The sequence below is a fragment of the Streptomyces sp. NTD91 genome, assembly GCF_059510455.1.
Window position 1 is genome coordinate 150,773 of sequence record NZ_JCAJZW010000011.1, and the last position, 15,719, is coordinate 166,491.

Annotated in this window: 11 protein-coding genes; 1 reads left to right on the forward strand and 10 read right to left on the reverse strand. The window is 72.1% G+C overall.

Going from position 1 to position 15,719, the window contains the following annotated elements; all coding sequences use genetic code 11:
- Positions 1–25 precede the first annotated feature (25 nt).
- Together AC5WRT_RS14970 and AC5WRT_RS14975 are read right to left on the reverse strand one after the other, a co-directional pair.
- Complete coding sequence (locus AC5WRT_RS14970) at positions 26–2,350, reverse strand: bifunctional salicylyl-CoA 5-hydroxylase/oxidoreductase (protein ID WP_496094122.1); 2,325 nt, start codon at positions 2,348–2,350, stop codon at positions 26–28.
- 6 nt (positions 2,351–2,356) lie between these two features.
- Positions 2,357–3,184 (reverse strand): enoyl-CoA hydratase family protein, encoded by an 828-nt coding sequence (locus AC5WRT_RS14975; protein WP_496094121.1) that lies wholly within the window; start codon positions 3,182–3,184, stop codon positions 2,357–2,359.
- 298 nt (positions 3,185–3,482) lie between these two features.
- On the opposite strand from AC5WRT_RS14975, the gene AC5WRT_RS14980 reads away from it, so the two are divergent.
- Entirely contained in the window at positions 3,483–3,989 is a 507-nt protein-coding gene (locus AC5WRT_RS14980; protein WP_496100304.1) for an ATP-binding protein, read from the forward strand.
- Here the strand turns inward: AC5WRT_RS14980 and AC5WRT_RS14985 are convergent.
- The 8 genes from AC5WRT_RS14985 to AC5WRT_RS15020 form a co-directional block, all read right to left on the reverse strand.
- Positions 3,946–5,394, reverse strand: a complete 1,449-nt coding sequence (locus AC5WRT_RS14985; protein WP_496094119.1) for an amino acid permease — start codon at positions 5,392–5,394, stop codon at positions 3,946–3,948. The two genes, AC5WRT_RS14980 and AC5WRT_RS14985, sit on opposite strands and share 44 nt — an antisense overlap.
- Positions 5,395–5,508: 114 nt before the next feature.
- A complete protein-coding gene (argF, locus tag AC5WRT_RS14990) occupies positions 5,509–6,525 on the reverse strand; it encodes an ornithine carbamoyltransferase (RefSeq protein WP_496094118.1) in 1,017 nt (338 codons plus the stop codon).
- 93 nt (positions 6,526–6,618) lie between these two features.
- The gene (locus AC5WRT_RS14995; RefSeq protein WP_496094117.1) at positions 6,619–7,842 is read right to left on the reverse strand and encodes an arginine deiminase; all 1,224 of its coding nucleotides are present in this window, start codon (positions 7,840–7,842) and stop codon (positions 6,619–6,621) included.
- Positions 7,843–7,938: 96 nt separating this feature from the next.
- A complete protein-coding gene (locus tag AC5WRT_RS15000; RefSeq protein WP_496094116.1) occupies positions 7,939–8,469 on the reverse strand; it encodes a DUF5825 family protein in 531 nt (176 codons plus the stop codon).
- On the reverse strand, positions 8,466–10,313 hold the full coding sequence (locus tag AC5WRT_RS15005) for a RiPP maturation radical SAM C-methyltransferase (protein WP_496094115.1): 1,848 nt from the start codon (positions 10,311–10,313) through the stop codon (positions 8,466–8,468). The genes AC5WRT_RS15000 and AC5WRT_RS15005 overlap by 4 nt, the downstream gene beginning before the upstream one ends.
- A gap of 205 nt (positions 10,314–10,518) precedes the next feature.
- Positions 10,519–13,098, reverse strand: coding sequence for a polynucleotide kinase-phosphatase (locus AC5WRT_RS15010; protein ID WP_496100305.1), 2,580 nt, complete (start codon positions 13,096–13,098; stop codon positions 10,519–10,521).
- A complete protein-coding gene (locus tag AC5WRT_RS15015; protein WP_496100306.1) occupies positions 13,095–14,558 on the reverse strand; it encodes a 3' terminal RNA ribose 2'-O-methyltransferase Hen1 in 1,464 nt (487 codons plus the stop codon). The genes AC5WRT_RS15010 and AC5WRT_RS15015 overlap by 4 nt, the downstream gene beginning before the upstream one ends.
- A 62-nt stretch (positions 14,559–14,620) precedes the next feature.
- Positions 14,621–15,562 carry a hypothetical protein gene (locus AC5WRT_RS15020; protein ID WP_496094112.1) on the reverse strand — a complete coding sequence of 314 codons (942 nt, stop codon included), beginning with the start codon at positions 15,560–15,562 and terminating at the stop codon, positions 14,621–14,623.
- Positions 15,563–15,719 lie beyond the last annotated feature (157 nt).

The window sequence follows — 15,719 nt, forward strand, 5'->3', positions numbered from 1 at the left end:
GAGTAGAGCAGACGGCACTGACGGCTCAGCGGCCGAGGGTCAGCCGGGGCTTGGGGGCGTCCGTGCGGCCGGTCCGGGGGCGGCGGCTGCCCGCCCGGTAGGGCGCGGGCCACACCGCCCCGGGCCCCGTGTACCCCTGCTCGGCCGCCGCGTGCAGGGTCCAGTGCGGGTCGTACAGGTGCGGGCGGCCCAGCGCGCACAGATCCGTACGGCCGGCGAGGATCAGGGAGTTGACGTCGTCCCACGAGGAGATCGCGCCGACGGCGATCACCGGGATGCCCACCTCGTGCCGGATCCGGTCGGCGAACGGCGTCTGGTACGACCGTCCGAACTCCGGCCGCTCCTCGGCCACGACCTGCCCGGTGGACACGTCGATCGCGTCGGCGCCGTGCGCGGCGAAGGCGCGGGCGATCTCCACCGCGTCCTCGGCGGTGGTGCCGCCCTCGGCCCAGTCGGTGGCCGAGAGGCGCACGGTCATCGGCCGCTCGGCGGGCCACACTGCGCGTACGGCGTCGAAGACCTCCAGCGGGAACCTCAGCCGCCGCTCCGGCGAGCCGCCATAGGCGTCGGTGCGGTGGTTGGTGAGCGGGGAGAGGAAGCCGGAGAGCAGATAGCCGTGCGCGCAGTGCAGTTCGAGCAGGTCGAACCCGGCCCGCGCGGCACGCCAGGCCGCTGCGATGAACTGCTCGCGTACGTCGGTGAGTTGAGCTCGTGAGAGCTGGCGCGGGATCTGGCTGCCCGGCTTGTACGGCAGCGGGGATGCGGCCACGAGCGGCCAGTTGCCGCGGGACAGCGGCTCGTCCATGCCCTCCCACATCCGCCGGGTGGAGCCCTTGCGGCCACAGTGGCCGAGTTGTACGCCGAGTGCGGTGCCGGGTGCCTGGGTGTGCACGAAGTCGGTGATCCGGCGCCATGCCTCGGCCTGCCGGCCGGTGTAGAGACCGGCGCAGCCCGGCGTGATCCGGCCCTCCTCGCTCACGCACACCATCTCGGTCATGACCAGGCCGGCCCCGCCGAGCGCGCGGGCGCCCAGGTGGACGAGGTGGAAGTCGCCGGGGACGCCGTCGGTGGCGGAGTACATGTCCATCGGGGACACCACGACCCGGTTGCGCAGGGTCAGGCCACGCAGCCGGAACGGGGTGAACATCGGCGGCGTGCCGGGCGGGCAGCCGAACTCGCGCTCGACCGCCTCGGTGAAGCGGGCGTCGCGCAGCCGCAGGTTGTCATGGGTGACGCGGCGGCTGCGGGTGAGCAGGTTGAAGGCGAACTGGCGGGGCGGCTGACCGAGGTACAGCCGCAGGTTCTCGAACCACTCGAGGCTCGCGCGCGCGGCCCGCTGGGTGGAGGTGACGACCGGCTTGCGCTCCTCCTCGTAGGCCGCCGACGCGCTTGCCACATCGGGTTGTTCCTCCAGACAGGCGGCCAGGGCCAGCGCGTCCTCCACGGCCAGCTTGGTGCCGGAGCCGATGGAGAAGTGCGCGGTGTGCGCGGCGTCGCCGAGGAGGACGACGTTGCCGTGGGACCAGCGGCCGTTGGCGACCGTACGGAAGCCGGTCCAGGCCGAGTTGTTGGAGTGCAGGGGGCGGCCGCGGAGCGCGTCGGCGAAGACCTTGGCGCAGCGCTCGATGGACTCCTGCGGGGTGATCTCGTCGAATCCGGCCGCCTTCCAGACCTCCTCGCGCATCTCGACGATGACGGTGGAGGCACCGAACTGGTTCTTCTGCGCTCCAAAGGCGCCGGTCGCGGGGGCGTGGTCGACAGACGGGCGGGCATAGGGGTAGCCGTGCAGTTGCATCACGCCGTGCGGGGTCTCGGCGATCTCGAAGCGGAAGGCGTCGAAGGCGAAGTCGGCGGCGAGCCAGATGTAGCGGCAGCGGTGGGTCGTCACGTGCGGATCGAACACGTCGGCGTGGGCGGCGCGGGTGGTGCTGTTGACGCCGTCGGCGGCGATCACGAGGTCGTACGCGGCGGAGAGCGTGCCGGCGTCGGGTGCCTCGGTGGAGAACCTCAGGTCCACGCCGAGGGACCGGCAGCGCTCGTGCAGGATCGCGAGGAGCCGGCGCCTGCCCAGCGCCGCGAAGCCATGGCCCCCGGAGCGGTGCGTGACACCCCGGTGCACGATGTCGATGTCGTCCCAGCGGACGAAGTCCCGCTGCAGGGCCTCGAACACCACGGGGTCGGCGTGTTCGATGCCGCCGAGGGTCTCGTCGGAGAGGACCACGCCGAAGCCGAAGGTGACGTCGGGGGCGTTGCGCTCCCAGACGGTGATCTCACGGGCCGGGTCGAGTCGTTTGAGCAGCGCAGCGGCGTACAGGCCGCCGGGACCGCCGCCGATGACAGCCACGCGCACGGGCGCTCACCTTCCTCGCCATTTCGCAGGGCGCTTCTCGGTGAAGGCCGCGTGGAACTCCGCGTAGTCCTCGCCGTTCATCAGCAGGGCCTGGGTCGAGGCGTCCAGCTCGACGGCCGCGGCGAGAGGCATGTCCAGCTCGGCCGTCAGCAGGGCCTTCGTCTGGGCGTACGCCAGGGCCGGACCGTCGGCGAGGCGGCGGGCCAGGGCCAGCGCGGCCTCGTCCGCCCGCCCCTCCTCCGTCAGCTCGCTGATCAGGCCGATCCGCTCGGCCTCGGGGGCCCGCACCGGTTCGCCGAGCATGAGCAGGCGGGTGGCGTGGCCGAGGCCGACGATCCGGGGCAGCAGATAGGCCGCGCCCATGTCGCCGCCGGACAGACCGACGCGGGTGAAGAGGAACGCGAAGCGGGAGCTCGGGTCCGCGACACGGAAGTCGGCCGCGAGCGCCAGGACCGCTCCGGCGCCGGCCGCCACGCCGTGGACGGACGCGATCACGGGAAAGGGGCACTCTCTGATCGCCCGGACGACCTGCCCGGTCATCCGGTTGAAGTCGAGGAGTTGCGCCGTGTCCATGCCGAGGGTGGCGCCGATGATCTCGTCGACGTCGCCGCCGGAGCAGAAGCCCCGTCCCTCGCCGGTCAGCACCAGGGCGCGTACGGCGCGCTCCCGGGACAGCTCGGCGAGCAGGTCGCGCAGGTCGGCGTAGGCACCGAAGGTGAGCGCGTTGAGCTTTTCGGGGCGGGCGAGGGTGACGGTGGCGACTCCGTCGTCGAGCCGGAGGCGCAGATGCTCCCAGTGGGAGGTGCGGGCGGCGGAGCCGGTGAAGGGACTCATGACGTGCGGCCTCCTAGGGCGGCGGTGCCGTACGTTGCACTGTCCCACGAAGTTATCACTTGTTTGTGACTGTCGTCACGACTCCGCGACAAACCTCGGCCGTTCTTCGGCCGGATCCGGTCACGCGCGTCATCGGTCGGCGACAGCGCCGTAACAGTGGGCACGAGCGGGCGAGCCAGGCCGTTCGGCGGGGTAGGCCGCCCGGTACCGGGGCCGCGGGTCCCGGGCGCAGCCCGTCGTCGGCCCCCGAGGCCGGGCCCGTACCATTTCCACAGTCGAAAGCAGGACAGCCTGCTCCATGAACGGACTCGCCTTGCACGAACGCCCCGCCCGCCCGTCGCCCGACCACCGCCCCCCATCGGGTCACTTCGTGACGCCCCTTCGGTCTGCCTCCTGGCGCGTCGCGCTGCCGCACACCGCGGCGGCGGTGCCCGTGGCCCGCGCCCTGGTGCGCACGGCCCTCACCGAGGGGGAGCACCCGGCCGACTGCGACACGGCGGAGCTGCTCACGGCGGAGCTGGTGGCCAACGCCGTGGAGCACACCGCCGGGCGCGGCCCCATCGAGCTGGTGGTGGAGCTGCTGCCGGGCGGCTGCCAGGTCGAGGTGCACGACCCGGACCCGGCGCCGCCCGGCCATCTGACCCGGCCGGTGATCGAGGAGCCCGACGTCTGGCAGGAGGGCGGGCGCGGGCTGCTGCTGATCCGCACCCTCAGCGCGTCCTGCGGGCACCGCCCCACCGCGTCGGGCAAGGCGGTGTGGTTCAGGCTCCCTGCGGTTCCCGCTCAGCGGCGGAACTCGGCGTGACCTCGAGCGCGGCCTGGGCCAGCGTGGAGTGCCGGCGGCCGTAGGCGGCGTAGATCGCGAGGCCCACGGCGAGGAACACGGCGAACTGGACCCAGGTCTGCCAGCCGGTCTCGTACATGAGGTACAGGCAGAAGGCGACCCCGAGCAGCGGGCCGACCGGGTACAGCGGCACCCGGAAGCTGCGGCCGAGGCCCGGCTCGCGGCGGCGCAGGGTGATCACCGCGATGTTGACGACGGCCATGATCGCGAGGGTGCCGACGGTGCACAGGTTCATCACGGAGTCGAGCGAGGCGAAGGCCGCCGGGAGCGCGAATACCGCGGCGACGATCAGGGTGCCGGCCACCGGGGTGGAGGTCTTCGGGTTCACCTTCTCGAACACGCGCGGGATCAGACCGTCCCGGGACATCGACATCAGGATGCGGGTCTGCCCGTACATCACGGCGAGGACGACCGAGGCGATGGCGACGACCGCGCCGAAGGCGACGACTCCGCCGCCGACGGTGGAGCCGGTGACCTCGTTGACGACGTAGGACAGGGCGGCGGGGCGGCCCGCCACCTGGTCGCTGCCGACGGCGCCGATCGCGGCGACCGCGACCGCGCAGTACAGCAGCGTCACCAGACCCATGCAGACCATGATCGCGACGGGGATGTCCCGGCGCGGGTTCTTGGCCTCCTCGCCGGCCGTGGTGATCGCGTCGAAGCCGATGTAGGAGAAGAACGCGGCCGTCGTGCCCGCGCCGATGCCGCCGAGGCCGGCCGGGGAGAACGGGGTGAGGTTGCCGTGCTTGAAGGCGCTGTAGCCGATGGCGCAGAAGGCCAGCAGGATGACGAGCTTCACGGCGGCCATGGCGGCCGTCGCGCGGGCGCTCTCCCGCACGCCGCGCACCAGCAGCACGGAGGCCATGGCGATCACGACGACGGCCGGGAGGTTGATGATCCCGCCGTCGCCCGGGCCCGCGGACAGCGCGGCCGGGAGCTGGAGGCCGGTGAGGCTGTGCAGCAGCTCGTTGACGTACTGGCTCCAGCCGACGGCGACGGCCGAGACGGAGACGCCGTACTCCAGCAGGAGGCACCAGCCGACCAGGAAGGCGGTGGACTCGCCGAGGCCGGCGTAGGCGAAGGAGTACGAGGAGCCGGAGACCGGGATCGCGCCGCCCAGCTCCGCGAAGGAGAAGGCGGTGAAGACGCAGGTGATCGCGGCGAGGACGAAGGAGACGACGACGGCCGGGCCGGCCTGGGCGACGGAGTCGGAGAGGCCGACGAAGATGCCGGTGCCGACGATGGCGCCGACGCCGAAGCAGACGAGCTGGAAGAGGCCCATCGTGCGCTTCAGGCCGTGTCCCTCGCGGTCGGCGCCGGATTCGGCGACCAGCAGGTGCGGGGACTTGACACGGGGAGCGGGCATTGCGGGTGGTGCTCGTTTCTGGGGGTGCGGGCGACCGGGTGAGTCGCGGCGGCGGCCCGAGGCTGGGGTGGTGCCGGGCCGTCGGCCAGGATAAGGGCTGGTGAGGACGGGGGCCTACGCGCGCCGGGCGAGTGTGGCGACCAGCACCGCCTTGATGGTGTGCAGTCGGTTCTCGGCCTCGTCGAAGACCACCGAGTGCGCGGACTCGAAGACCTCGTCGGTGACCTCCAGCGAGTCGCGGCCGTAGGTCTCGTGGATCTCGCGGCCCACCTGGGTGCCCAGGTCGTGGAAGGCCGGCAGGCAGTGCAGGAACTTCACGTCCGGGTTGCCGGTGGCGCGCAGCACGTCCATGGTCACGGCGTACGGCGCGAGGGCGTCGATCCGCTCGGCCCAGACCTCCTTGGGCTCACCCATGGAGACCCAGACGTCCGTGGCGACGAAGTCGGTGCCCGCGACACCCTCCGCGGTCTCCTCGGTCAGCGTGATCCGGGCGCCGCTGGAAGCGGCCAGTTCCTGGGCCCGGTCGACGATCTCCTGGGCGGGCCAGTAGCTCTTCGGGGCCACGATCCGCACGTCCATGCCGAGCAGCGCGCCGGTCACCAGGTAGGAATTGCCCATGTTGAAGCGGGCGTCGCCCAGGTAGGCGAAGGCGATCTCCCGCAGCGGCTTGGCGCTGTGCTCGGTCATGGTGAGCACGTCGGCGAGCATCTGGGTGGGGTGCCAGTCGTCGGTGAGCCCGTTGTAGACGGGCACCCCGGCGTACGCCGCCAGCTCCTCGACCTTGGCCTGGCTGTCACCGCGGTACTGGATGGCGTCGAACATCCGGCCCAGCACCCGGGCGGTGTCCCGCACGGACTCCTTGTGCCCGATCTGCGAGCCCGACGGGTCGAGGTAGGTGGTGCGGGCACCCTGGTCGGCTGCGGCGACCTCGAACGCGCAGCGGGTGCGCGTCGAGGTCTTCTCGAAGACCAGCGCGATGGTGCGGCCGCGCAGGTACTGCGTCTCTGTGCCCGCCTTCTTGGCCGCCTTCAGCTCGGCTGCCAGCTCGACCAGACCGCGGAACTCCTCCTCGGTGAAGTCCAGCTCCTTGAGGAAGTGGCGGCCGACGAGGGCGTTCGGGGCTGTCGCCATGGGGGCGCTCCAGAGGGTACGAGAACACGTGACTATTGGAAGTCTATACGACCATCCACATTTCTATGCGCCGTCTCGCGGTGCGGGACGGCGTTACACGGCGTCTCGTTCCACCGGACAGCTCATGCACCGCGGCCCACCCCGGCCCCGGCCCAGTTCGCTGCCCGGGATCTCTATCACCTCGATGCCCTGTTTGCGCAGGTGTGTGTTGGTGGTCGAGTTGCGCTCGTAGGCGACGACCACGCCGGGCTCGACGGCCAGCACGTTGCAGCCGTCGTCCCACTGCTCGCGCTCGGCGGCGTGCACGTCCTGCGTGGCGGTCAGCACCCGGATCTCACCGAGGCCGAGCGCGGCGGCGATCGCGCGGTGCATGTGCTCCGGCGGATGGTCGGTGACCTTCAGCTCCTTCTCGCAGACCCCCGGCTCGATGGTGTACGAACGCAGCATGCCGAGCCCGGCGTACTGGGTGAAGGTGTCACCGTCGACCATGGTCATCACGGTGTCGAGGTGCATGAAGGCGCGCCGCTTGGGCATGTCGAGGGCGACGATGGTGCGCGCCGAGCCCGCCGCGAACAGCTTGTACGCCAGCATCTCCACGGCCTGCGGGGTGGTGCGCTCGCTCATCCCGACCAGGACGGCGCCGTTGCCGATCACCAGGACGTCGCCGCCCTCGATGGTGGAGGGGTGGTCGGCCTGCCCCTGCGACCAGACGTGGAAGGTCTCGTCGCGGAACAGCGGGTGGTACCGGTAGATCGCCTCGAAGTGGACCGTCTCCCGCTGCCGCGCCGGCAGCCGCATGGCGTTGATGGCGACCCCGTCGTAGATCCAGGCGGAGGTGTCGCGGGTGAACAGGTGGTTGGGCAGGGGGCCGAGCAGGAAGTCGTCGAGGTCCATCACGTGGAAGCGGACGGAGGCCGGCTCCGCGTGCGCCTGCAGGAACTCCCGCTTGGTCATGCCGCCCACCAGCGCCTCGGCCAGCTCGCGCGCGGGCATCGCCTCGAAGGCGGCGCGCAGATGGCCGGCGGCGAGGGGGCCGTACTCCTTCTCCTGGAAGACACGGTCGAGGACGAGGGTGCGGGCCTCGGGCAGCCGGAGCGTCTCGGTGAGCAGGTCGCCGAAGAGGTGGACGACGACGCCGCGGTCCCGCAGGACGTCCGCGAACCCGTCGTGCTCGGCGCGCGCCCGGCGCACCCACAGCACGTCGTCGAAGAGCAGGGCGTCCTTGTTGCTGGGGGTGAGCCTCTTGAGCTCGAGGTCGGGCCGGTGCAGGATCACCCGGCGCAGCCGCCCGGCCTCGGAGTCGACGTGGTATGCCATGTCTCCATCCTGGCCGCCCGCGCCCGTCTTCACGCCCTTGTCGACCGTTTCCGCCACTCCTGTTTTCGTCTCGGTGACAAGAAGTGGCGGCGCCGGTCAGATCGCCGTGCAGGGGACCGGCCAGCGGCGGATGCGCGGGGGCAGCGCGACCGCCCAGCCGCCGGTGGCCAGCACCAGCCGCTCGGCGGCGAGAAGGTCCACGGCCTCCGGGTCGACCGCGTCGAGCGGCGCGGGTTCCTGGAGGCGGAGGAAGGCGGCGAGGAGACCGGGATGGTCGAGGGTGAGCCGTACGGCCGTGCCCCGCTCTCTGCGGTCCAGGACCAGGACGAACCCGGGCCCGCGCCGGTGATGAAGGCTTCCGTGGGAGTAACCGGCCCGCCAGGCCGCCAACTCGCCTTCACGACCCGGAAGTTCCCCAGGCGGCGGCAGGTGGCGGAGCACACCGAGGTCGTACGGCGCACTGCCCGCGGCCCGCCAGGTGACGCGCAGCCCCCGGCTCTCGCACTCGCGCAGGAAGCGCACCGCCTCCACCGTCTCCCGGCCCGCGCCGCCGAGGTCCAGTGGTACGGCCGGTTCGACCCCTCGCCCGGTGAGCCGGTACGGCACGGCGCCGGGCAGCGCGGTCATACGGCGCCCTCGGGCAGCCGGACCGGCTCGCCCCAGGTCGGCAGGGACACGTAGGTGGCTCCGTCGCGGAACAACAGGCCCATTCCAAGAGCCTGTTGGACCCACTCCGCCAGCGAAGGGAGCGTCGGCCCCGAGCCGTCGGCGGTCAGCAACCGGTGCAGGGCCGGGACGCTGCGGCCGTCCTCCAGGCGGCGCAGGGCCTCGGCGCGCCAGCCGGTGAAGCAGTGGGTGGCCGGCGGTCGGCCGTGCCGGCGGTCGTGGACCAGAAGGTGCTCCCCGTCCTCCTCGAACAGCAGCCGGGAACGGGCGTGCCCGGCGCGCCACGCGGCCACGGCGTCCTGCAGGCGCCGCTCGACCGGGCCCGTGATGCCGGCGTCCTCGGCGTCGAACAGGTAGACCAGGTCGCCGAGTTCGTCCTCGGGCAGCTCGTAGACGTGCTGGTACATCCGGGCCGGGCGGCGCTCGGCGAAGCCGAGGCCCGGGTCGGTGAAGTGCGGGCTGAACCGTTCCAGCTGGATGCGGTGGGCGCCGCTGGGCGGCTGGAGGTGGACGAGCGCCGGGAGTTGGTCGATCACGGGGGTGTAGTCGTCGGCCGTCTCGCCGGGGAAGCCGTAGAGGAGGTTCCAGGAGCAGGTCAGGGCGTGGTTCTCGCACTCGCGCAGGGTGCGGACGTTGCGCGCGCCGGTGACGCCCTTGTCCATCAGGTCCAGCACCCGGCTGCCCAGGCTCTCGATGCCGGGCTGGAGGTGCACGGTGCCGGACTCCCCGAGGAGCCGCAGCTGGGCCGGGGTGAGATTGGACTTGACCTCGTAGTGCAGCCGCAGGTCCCAGCCACTGTCCACCACGCGGGGCAGGAAGTCCCGGAAGTAGGCCATGTCGATGATGTTGTCGACGGTGACCACGTCGAGGACGCGGTGCCGGCGCACCAGCCGGTCGATCTCCGCCCACAGCCGCTCGCCGGGCTTGGCGCGGAAGGCCATGGCGGAGCCGTTGAGCCCGCAGAAGGTGCAGTGGTGCTTCTCGCCCCACCAGCAGCCGCGGGCGCCCTCCACGACGAGCTTCGGATGCACGTACTCCCGCACCGGGGAGGCGTCCAGCGCGGCCTGCCACTGGTCGTAGTCGGGCGAGGGGATGTCGGCCGGGGCCACGGTCCGCCGGGGGGCGGGGTTGGCGCGCGAGACCGTGCCGTCCCACCAGCACAGGCCCGGCACGTCGACGGGGTCGGTGCCCTCGGCCAGGTGCCGCAACAGGGCCGGGAAGGCGTACTCGGCCTCGCCGCGGACCACATGGTCGACGAAGGGGTGGTTGCGGTGCAGGGCGTGGCCCATCGGCCCGTCGCAGTTGCTGCCGCCGAAGACCACCGTCAACTCCGGCCGCCTGCATTTGAGTTCGCGGGCCAGTGCGAGGGACGCGACGTTCTGCATGAAGGTGCTCGTGAACCCGACCACGTCCGGCCGGGCCGCCAGCACCTCCTCGGCGCAGGCGGCGACGAAGCCGGCGGCGTACGGCCGCATGGCGACGGCCGTGTCGATGAAGACGTCCCGCTCGGCTGCGTACCCGCGCAGCCGGGCCAGGCCCCAGCCCGGATCGTCGTACAGGACACCGGAGAAGACCCAGTCGCCGAGGCCGTGGAAGATGGCGTCGCTGCCGACGGAGACACAGTCGCCCGGCCTCAGCCGGCCGCCGGAGCGCTCCAGCAGGAACTCCGCCCAGCGCAGCGAGCCGTGGAACTCCGTGACCTCGGCGTCCGGTTCCACCCGGCGGACCAGCCGGTTCAGCAGGCCGAGCTGGAGGGAGGGAAGGTCGAGCGGATGCCAGGGCATCGTGACCAGGTGGACGCGCATGCTCAGCGGGTCGGCCGTTTCTCCAGGATCGCCGGGCGCCGCCCGGTGCCCCGTGCCTCCTCGCGGACCACGACCTTCTTGATCTCCATGTCCACCCCTCCCGTCGGCGCGCGGAACACCCCTGTGCCGTACGGCCGTCCACCATATGGACAGATGTGTGTGCGACACAAGGGCGTTCTGTGACCGACGCGGTGAACCGGGACGGCTACAGGCGCGGGTCGACCGGCTCCGACTCCAGGGCGAGGACCCCGAACACCGCCTCGTGCACCCGCCACAGGGGCTCGCCGTCCGCGAGCCGGTCCAGGGCCTCCAGGCCGAGGGCGTACTCGCGCAGGGCGAGGGACCGCTTGTGGTTCAGGAACCGCTGCCGCAGCTTGGCGAGGTTGTCCGGGCGGGTGTACTCGGGGCCGTAGATGATCCGCAGGTACTCCCGCCCCCGGCACTTGATGCCCGGCTGGACCAGCCGCCCGTCGCCGCCCCGGACGAGCGCGCCGGCCGGCTTGACGACCATGCCCTCGCCGCCCCGGCCGGTCATCTCCAGCCACCAGTCGACGCCCGCGCGCACCGACTCCGGCTCACCGGTGTCGACGTACAGCCGCCGGGTCGTGTGCAGCAGTCCGGTGCCGTCGTGCTCCACCAGCCGGTCGATCAGGGCCAGTTGTTCGTCGTGCGGCAGCGCGGCGAGGCTGCGGCCCTGGACCGCCAGCAACTGGAAGGGGGCCAGGCGCACGCCGTCCAGGCCGTCGGTGGTCCAGCAGTAGCGGCGGTAGGCGGTGGTGAAGGCGGCCGCGTCGGCGGCGCGCTCCCGCTGCCGCTCCAGCAGGCCGCCCACGTCCGCACCCCGTGCGGCGGCGGACTCCAGGGCGGCCAGCGCGCCCGGGAACAGCGCGCCGGACGCGGCGCCGACGGCGGCGTACTGGCTGCGCAGCAGACCCGAGGCCTTCAGCGACCACGGCATCAGTTCGGCGTCCAGCAGCAGCCAGTCGGTGGCCAGTTCGTCCCACAGCCCCGCGCCGGCGATCGCCGAGCGGAGCCGGCCGAGGATCTGCTCGGTCACCTTCTCGTCGTCGAAGAACGGCCGGCCGGTACGGGTGTAGAGAGAACCGGTCGGCCCTCCCCCACGCTCGGCCTCGCTCGGGCCGGAGGTGCCCCCGGCCCCGAACCGCTTGCGTGCCGCCTGCGCGTCCCGGCACACCAGGGCCACCGCCCGCGAGCCCATGTGCTTCTCCTCGCACACGACCCGCCCGACGCGGTCCGCCGCGTACTGCGCGAAGGCCTCCACCGGGTGCTCCAGGTAGCCGTCGACCTGCGAGGTCGCCGTAGGTGCCATGGTCGGCGGCAGGTACGGCAGCAGGCGCGGGTCGATCGCGAAGCGGCTCATGACCTCCAGGGCCGCCGCCGCGTTCTCCTCGCGGACCGTCACCCGGCCGGCGTGCCGGGTCTCCACGGCCCGGCGGCCGTGGACGTCCGCCAGGTCCAACGGCCGGCCGTCGTGTCCGCCGGGCGCCTCGGAGCGCAGCGGCTTCGCCGGCTCGTACCAGACCCGCTCGGCCGGTACGTCGACCAGCTCGCGCTCCGGCCAGCGCAGCGCGGTCAGCTTGCCGCCGAAGACGGCGCCGGTGTCCAGGCAGATGGTGTTGTTGAGCCATGTGGCTTCGGGCACCGTGGTGTGGCCGTAGACCACCGCCGCGCGGCCCCGGTAGTCCTCCGCCCAGGGGTAGCGCACCGGCAGCCCGAACTCGTCGGTCTCGCCGGTGGTGTCGCCGTACAGGGCGTGCGAACGGACCCGGCCGGAGGTGCGGCCGTGGTACTTCTCGGGCAGGCCGGCGTGGCAGACGACCAGCCTGCCGCCGTCGAGGAGGTAGTGGCTGACCAGCCCCGCCAGGAAGGCCCGCACCCGCTCCTGGAACTCCTCGCTCTCGCCCGCCATCTGCGCGATGGTCTCGGCGAGCCCGTGGGTGTGCTGGACGTTTCGGCCCTTGAGGTGGCGGCCGTACTTGTTCTCGTGGTTGCCCGGCACGCACAGTGCGTTGCCCGTCTCGACCATCGACATCACCCGGCGCAGCACGCCGGGGGTGTCCGGGCCGCGGTCGACCAGGTCGCCGACGAACACGGCGGTACGGCCCTCGGGGTGCACGCCGTCGGTGTAGCCCAGCTTGGCGAGCAGCGCCTCCAACTCGCCGGAGCAGCCGTGGACGTCGCCGATGATGTCGAAGGGGCCGGTGAGGTGGGTCAGGTCGTTGAACCGCTTCTCGGTGACGACGGTGGCGTTCTCCGCCTCCTCGACGCCGCGCAGGACGTGCACCTTGCGGAAGCCCTCGCGCTCCAGGTGGCGCAGCGAGCGGCGCAGTTCGCGGATGTGCCGCTGGATGACCCGGCGGGGCATGTCGGCGCGGTCGCTGCGGGCCGCGTTGCGCTCGGCGCACACCTCCTCCGGTATGTCCAGCACGATGGCGATCGGCAGCACGTCGTGCTGCTTGGCCAGGTCGATCAGCTGACGCCGGGCGTCCTGCTGGACGCTGGTGGCGTCGACGACGGTACGGCGGCCGGCGGCCAGCCGCTTGCCGGCGATGTGGTGCAGCACGTCGAAGGCGTCCCGGGTCGCGCTCTGGTCGTTCTCGTCGTCGCAGACCAGGCCGCGGCAGAAGTCCGAGGAGATCACCTCGGTGGGCTTGAAGTGCCGGCGGGCGAAGGTGGACTTGCCGGAGCCGGAGGCGCCGACGAGCACGACGAGGGAGAGGTCGGTGACGGGGAGCGCCCGTCCCTGCTTCTGGATCTCGCTCATGCGGCCTTCGCCTCCTTCTCGGTCCTCAGGGTGAACACGGCCATCTGCGTGGGCGGGCCGACCTCGGCGTCGTCCGGGCCGACGGGCGCGAACCGGACGTCGTACCCGTGCCGTTCGGCCACCGTCCGCGCCCAGGCGCGGAACTCCTCGCGGGTCCACTCGAAGCGGTGGTCGCCGTGCCTGGCGTGTCCGGCGGGCAGGGTCTCCCAGCGGACGTTGTACTCGACGTTCGGGGTGGTCACGAGGACCGTGCGCGGGCGGGCGTGCCCGAACACGGCGTACTCCAGGGCGGGCAGCCGGGGCAGGTCGAGGTGCTCGACGACCTCGCTGAGCACGGCGGCGTCGTAGCCCTTGAGCCGGTTGTCGGTGTAGGCGAGCGAGCCCTGCACCAGCTTGACGCGGGACGCCTGCCGCTCCCCCATGCGGTCCAGCTTCAGCCGCCGGGAGGCGATGGTCAGTGCCCGCACGGACACGTCGATCCCGAGGATCCCGGTGAACTCCGTGTTCTTCAGCAGCTCCCGCACCAGCTCGCCCTGTCCGCAGCCGAGGTCGAGGACACGAGAGGCGCCGTGCTCGCGCAGGGCGGCGAGGATCGCCTCGCGGCGCTGGACGGCGAGCGGGGTCGGCCTCTCCTCCGTCTCGGTCTCCACCTCGACCGCGTTGTCGATCTCCTCGACCTCACTGTCGTCGGCCTCGGCCAGGCGCACCAGTTCCAGCCGCTCCATCGCCTGCCGGGTGAGCGACCAGCGGCGGGAGAGATACCGGCTGGTGATCAGCTTCTGCTCCGGGTGGACCGGCAGCCAGCCCTCACCGGCCCGCAACAGCTTGTCGACCTCGTCGGAGGAGATCCAGTAGTGCTTGGCATCGTCGAGGACCGGCAGCAGGACATAGAGGTGACGCAGTGCCTCGGCGAGGGTCAGCGCCTCGGACTCCAGGACGAGACGCACATAGCGCGAGTCGCCCCACTCGGGGAACTCGGCGTCCAGGGCGACCGGTTCGGCGGCGACCGTCCAGCCCAGCGGCTGGAAGAGCCGGCGTACCAGCTCTGGTCCGCCGCGGGCGGGCAGCGCGGGCACCTCGATGCGCAACGGCCTCGGCTGCTCGGGAAGTCCGGGCCTGGCGGCACAGGCGCCCTTCATCGCGCTGGAGAACACGCCGCCGAGCGCCACCGCGAGCAGCGACGAGGCCGCGTAGGGACGGTCGTTGACGTACTGCGCGAGTGCCGCGTCGGGGGCGCCGCCGCGGCCCTTGCCCCTGCTCCGCCGGACCAGCGCGAGCGTGTCGACCTCCAGCAGCAGAGCGGCCGTGCAGCACCGCTCGTCCGCCTCGGGGTAGAAGACGTGCGCCGTGCCGTGGGACGTGGTGAACTTCTGTGCCTTGTCAGGGTGCTTGTGCAGCAGATACCCGAGGTCGGTGGCCGGCTGGGCGGCGTCGCCGCGCATGGAGATCGTCAGGAACACATGTCCGAGTGTTCCGGCATCAGGCCTCGCCGACCACCGTTTTTCTCACCGTGCACCGGTCGTCACGACGCGTTGCCGGCGATCTTCTGCGCGTTCCGCATCGCCCGCTCGTCGGCCGCCCGCAGCGCATCGAGGCTGCGCCGGTGCCGGGCGATGGCGGCCTTCTGGGCCCGTACCTCCAGGGCGTGGACGGTGGGGACGTAGCCGGTGTCGAGCTTGCAGCGGGCGTCGGCGGTCGCCGTCTTCCTCTCCTTCTCCGACGGCTTGGTGTGCCCGAACCAGCCGGAGTCGTAGGTGGCCTTGTCCGGGGTGGCGTAGCGGAAGCCCATCTTCTTCATGCAGGCCGACCATGCCCGGTCCGCCTTCTTCCAGGCGGGGTCCTTGCTCGCCTGCTCGCGGGAGTCGTGCCAGAGTTCGAGGGCGAGCGAGTAGTAGCCGGACAGCCTGATGCCGGCGACCTTGGTCGCCTTGGGCGGGGCGCCGTAGATCTTCCGCATCGCCTGGCCCAGGCAGCCGCCCTCGGGGATGCGGTGCCCGTGGGTGACGTGGCTGTCGCCGGGCTGGAAGGATCCGGTGAGCGCGGCGTACTGGTCGGCGGGCCACCGCTGGTAGCGGCCGGCGGAGTCCGCCGTGCGGTTGTGGTAGCCGTGCTCGGCGGTCAGGTCGGGGTCGACGACGCCGTACGGCGTGTCGTCGCCGGGCATGTCGGCGTCCTCCGTGATCGTGTCCCGCCGGACCGGTTCGGTCGACGCCATGGACTCGGTGTCGAGCGCCGCGAATCCGGTGAAGCCCAGCTTGACCATGCACTGCTTCCCGAGGATCCACTGGGCCCTGCCGACAGCCTTCCCACCGTCCGACGCGGGATCGGGGACGTAGGCGTGCAGCGGGAGCGCCGCCATGGTGTTGAGGCCGCGGGCCTTGTCGGCGGGGTCGTCGTGACCGGCCAACTGGCAGGCGGACAGGGCGAACAGGCCGATGAGGGCGAGGGGAAGGACTCTGCGCACCCGGCCATCCGATCAGGTCCGGATCATGGGCGCCGTGATGGAGCCCACAGTTCCGGCACATCGACTTCACGGATGCCTCACGAGGGCCTCACCTGGAGCAGGTGAAGTCGGCCACCGCGAGATGTGCGCCGCAGCCGAAGGGGTACGCGGCCGGCCG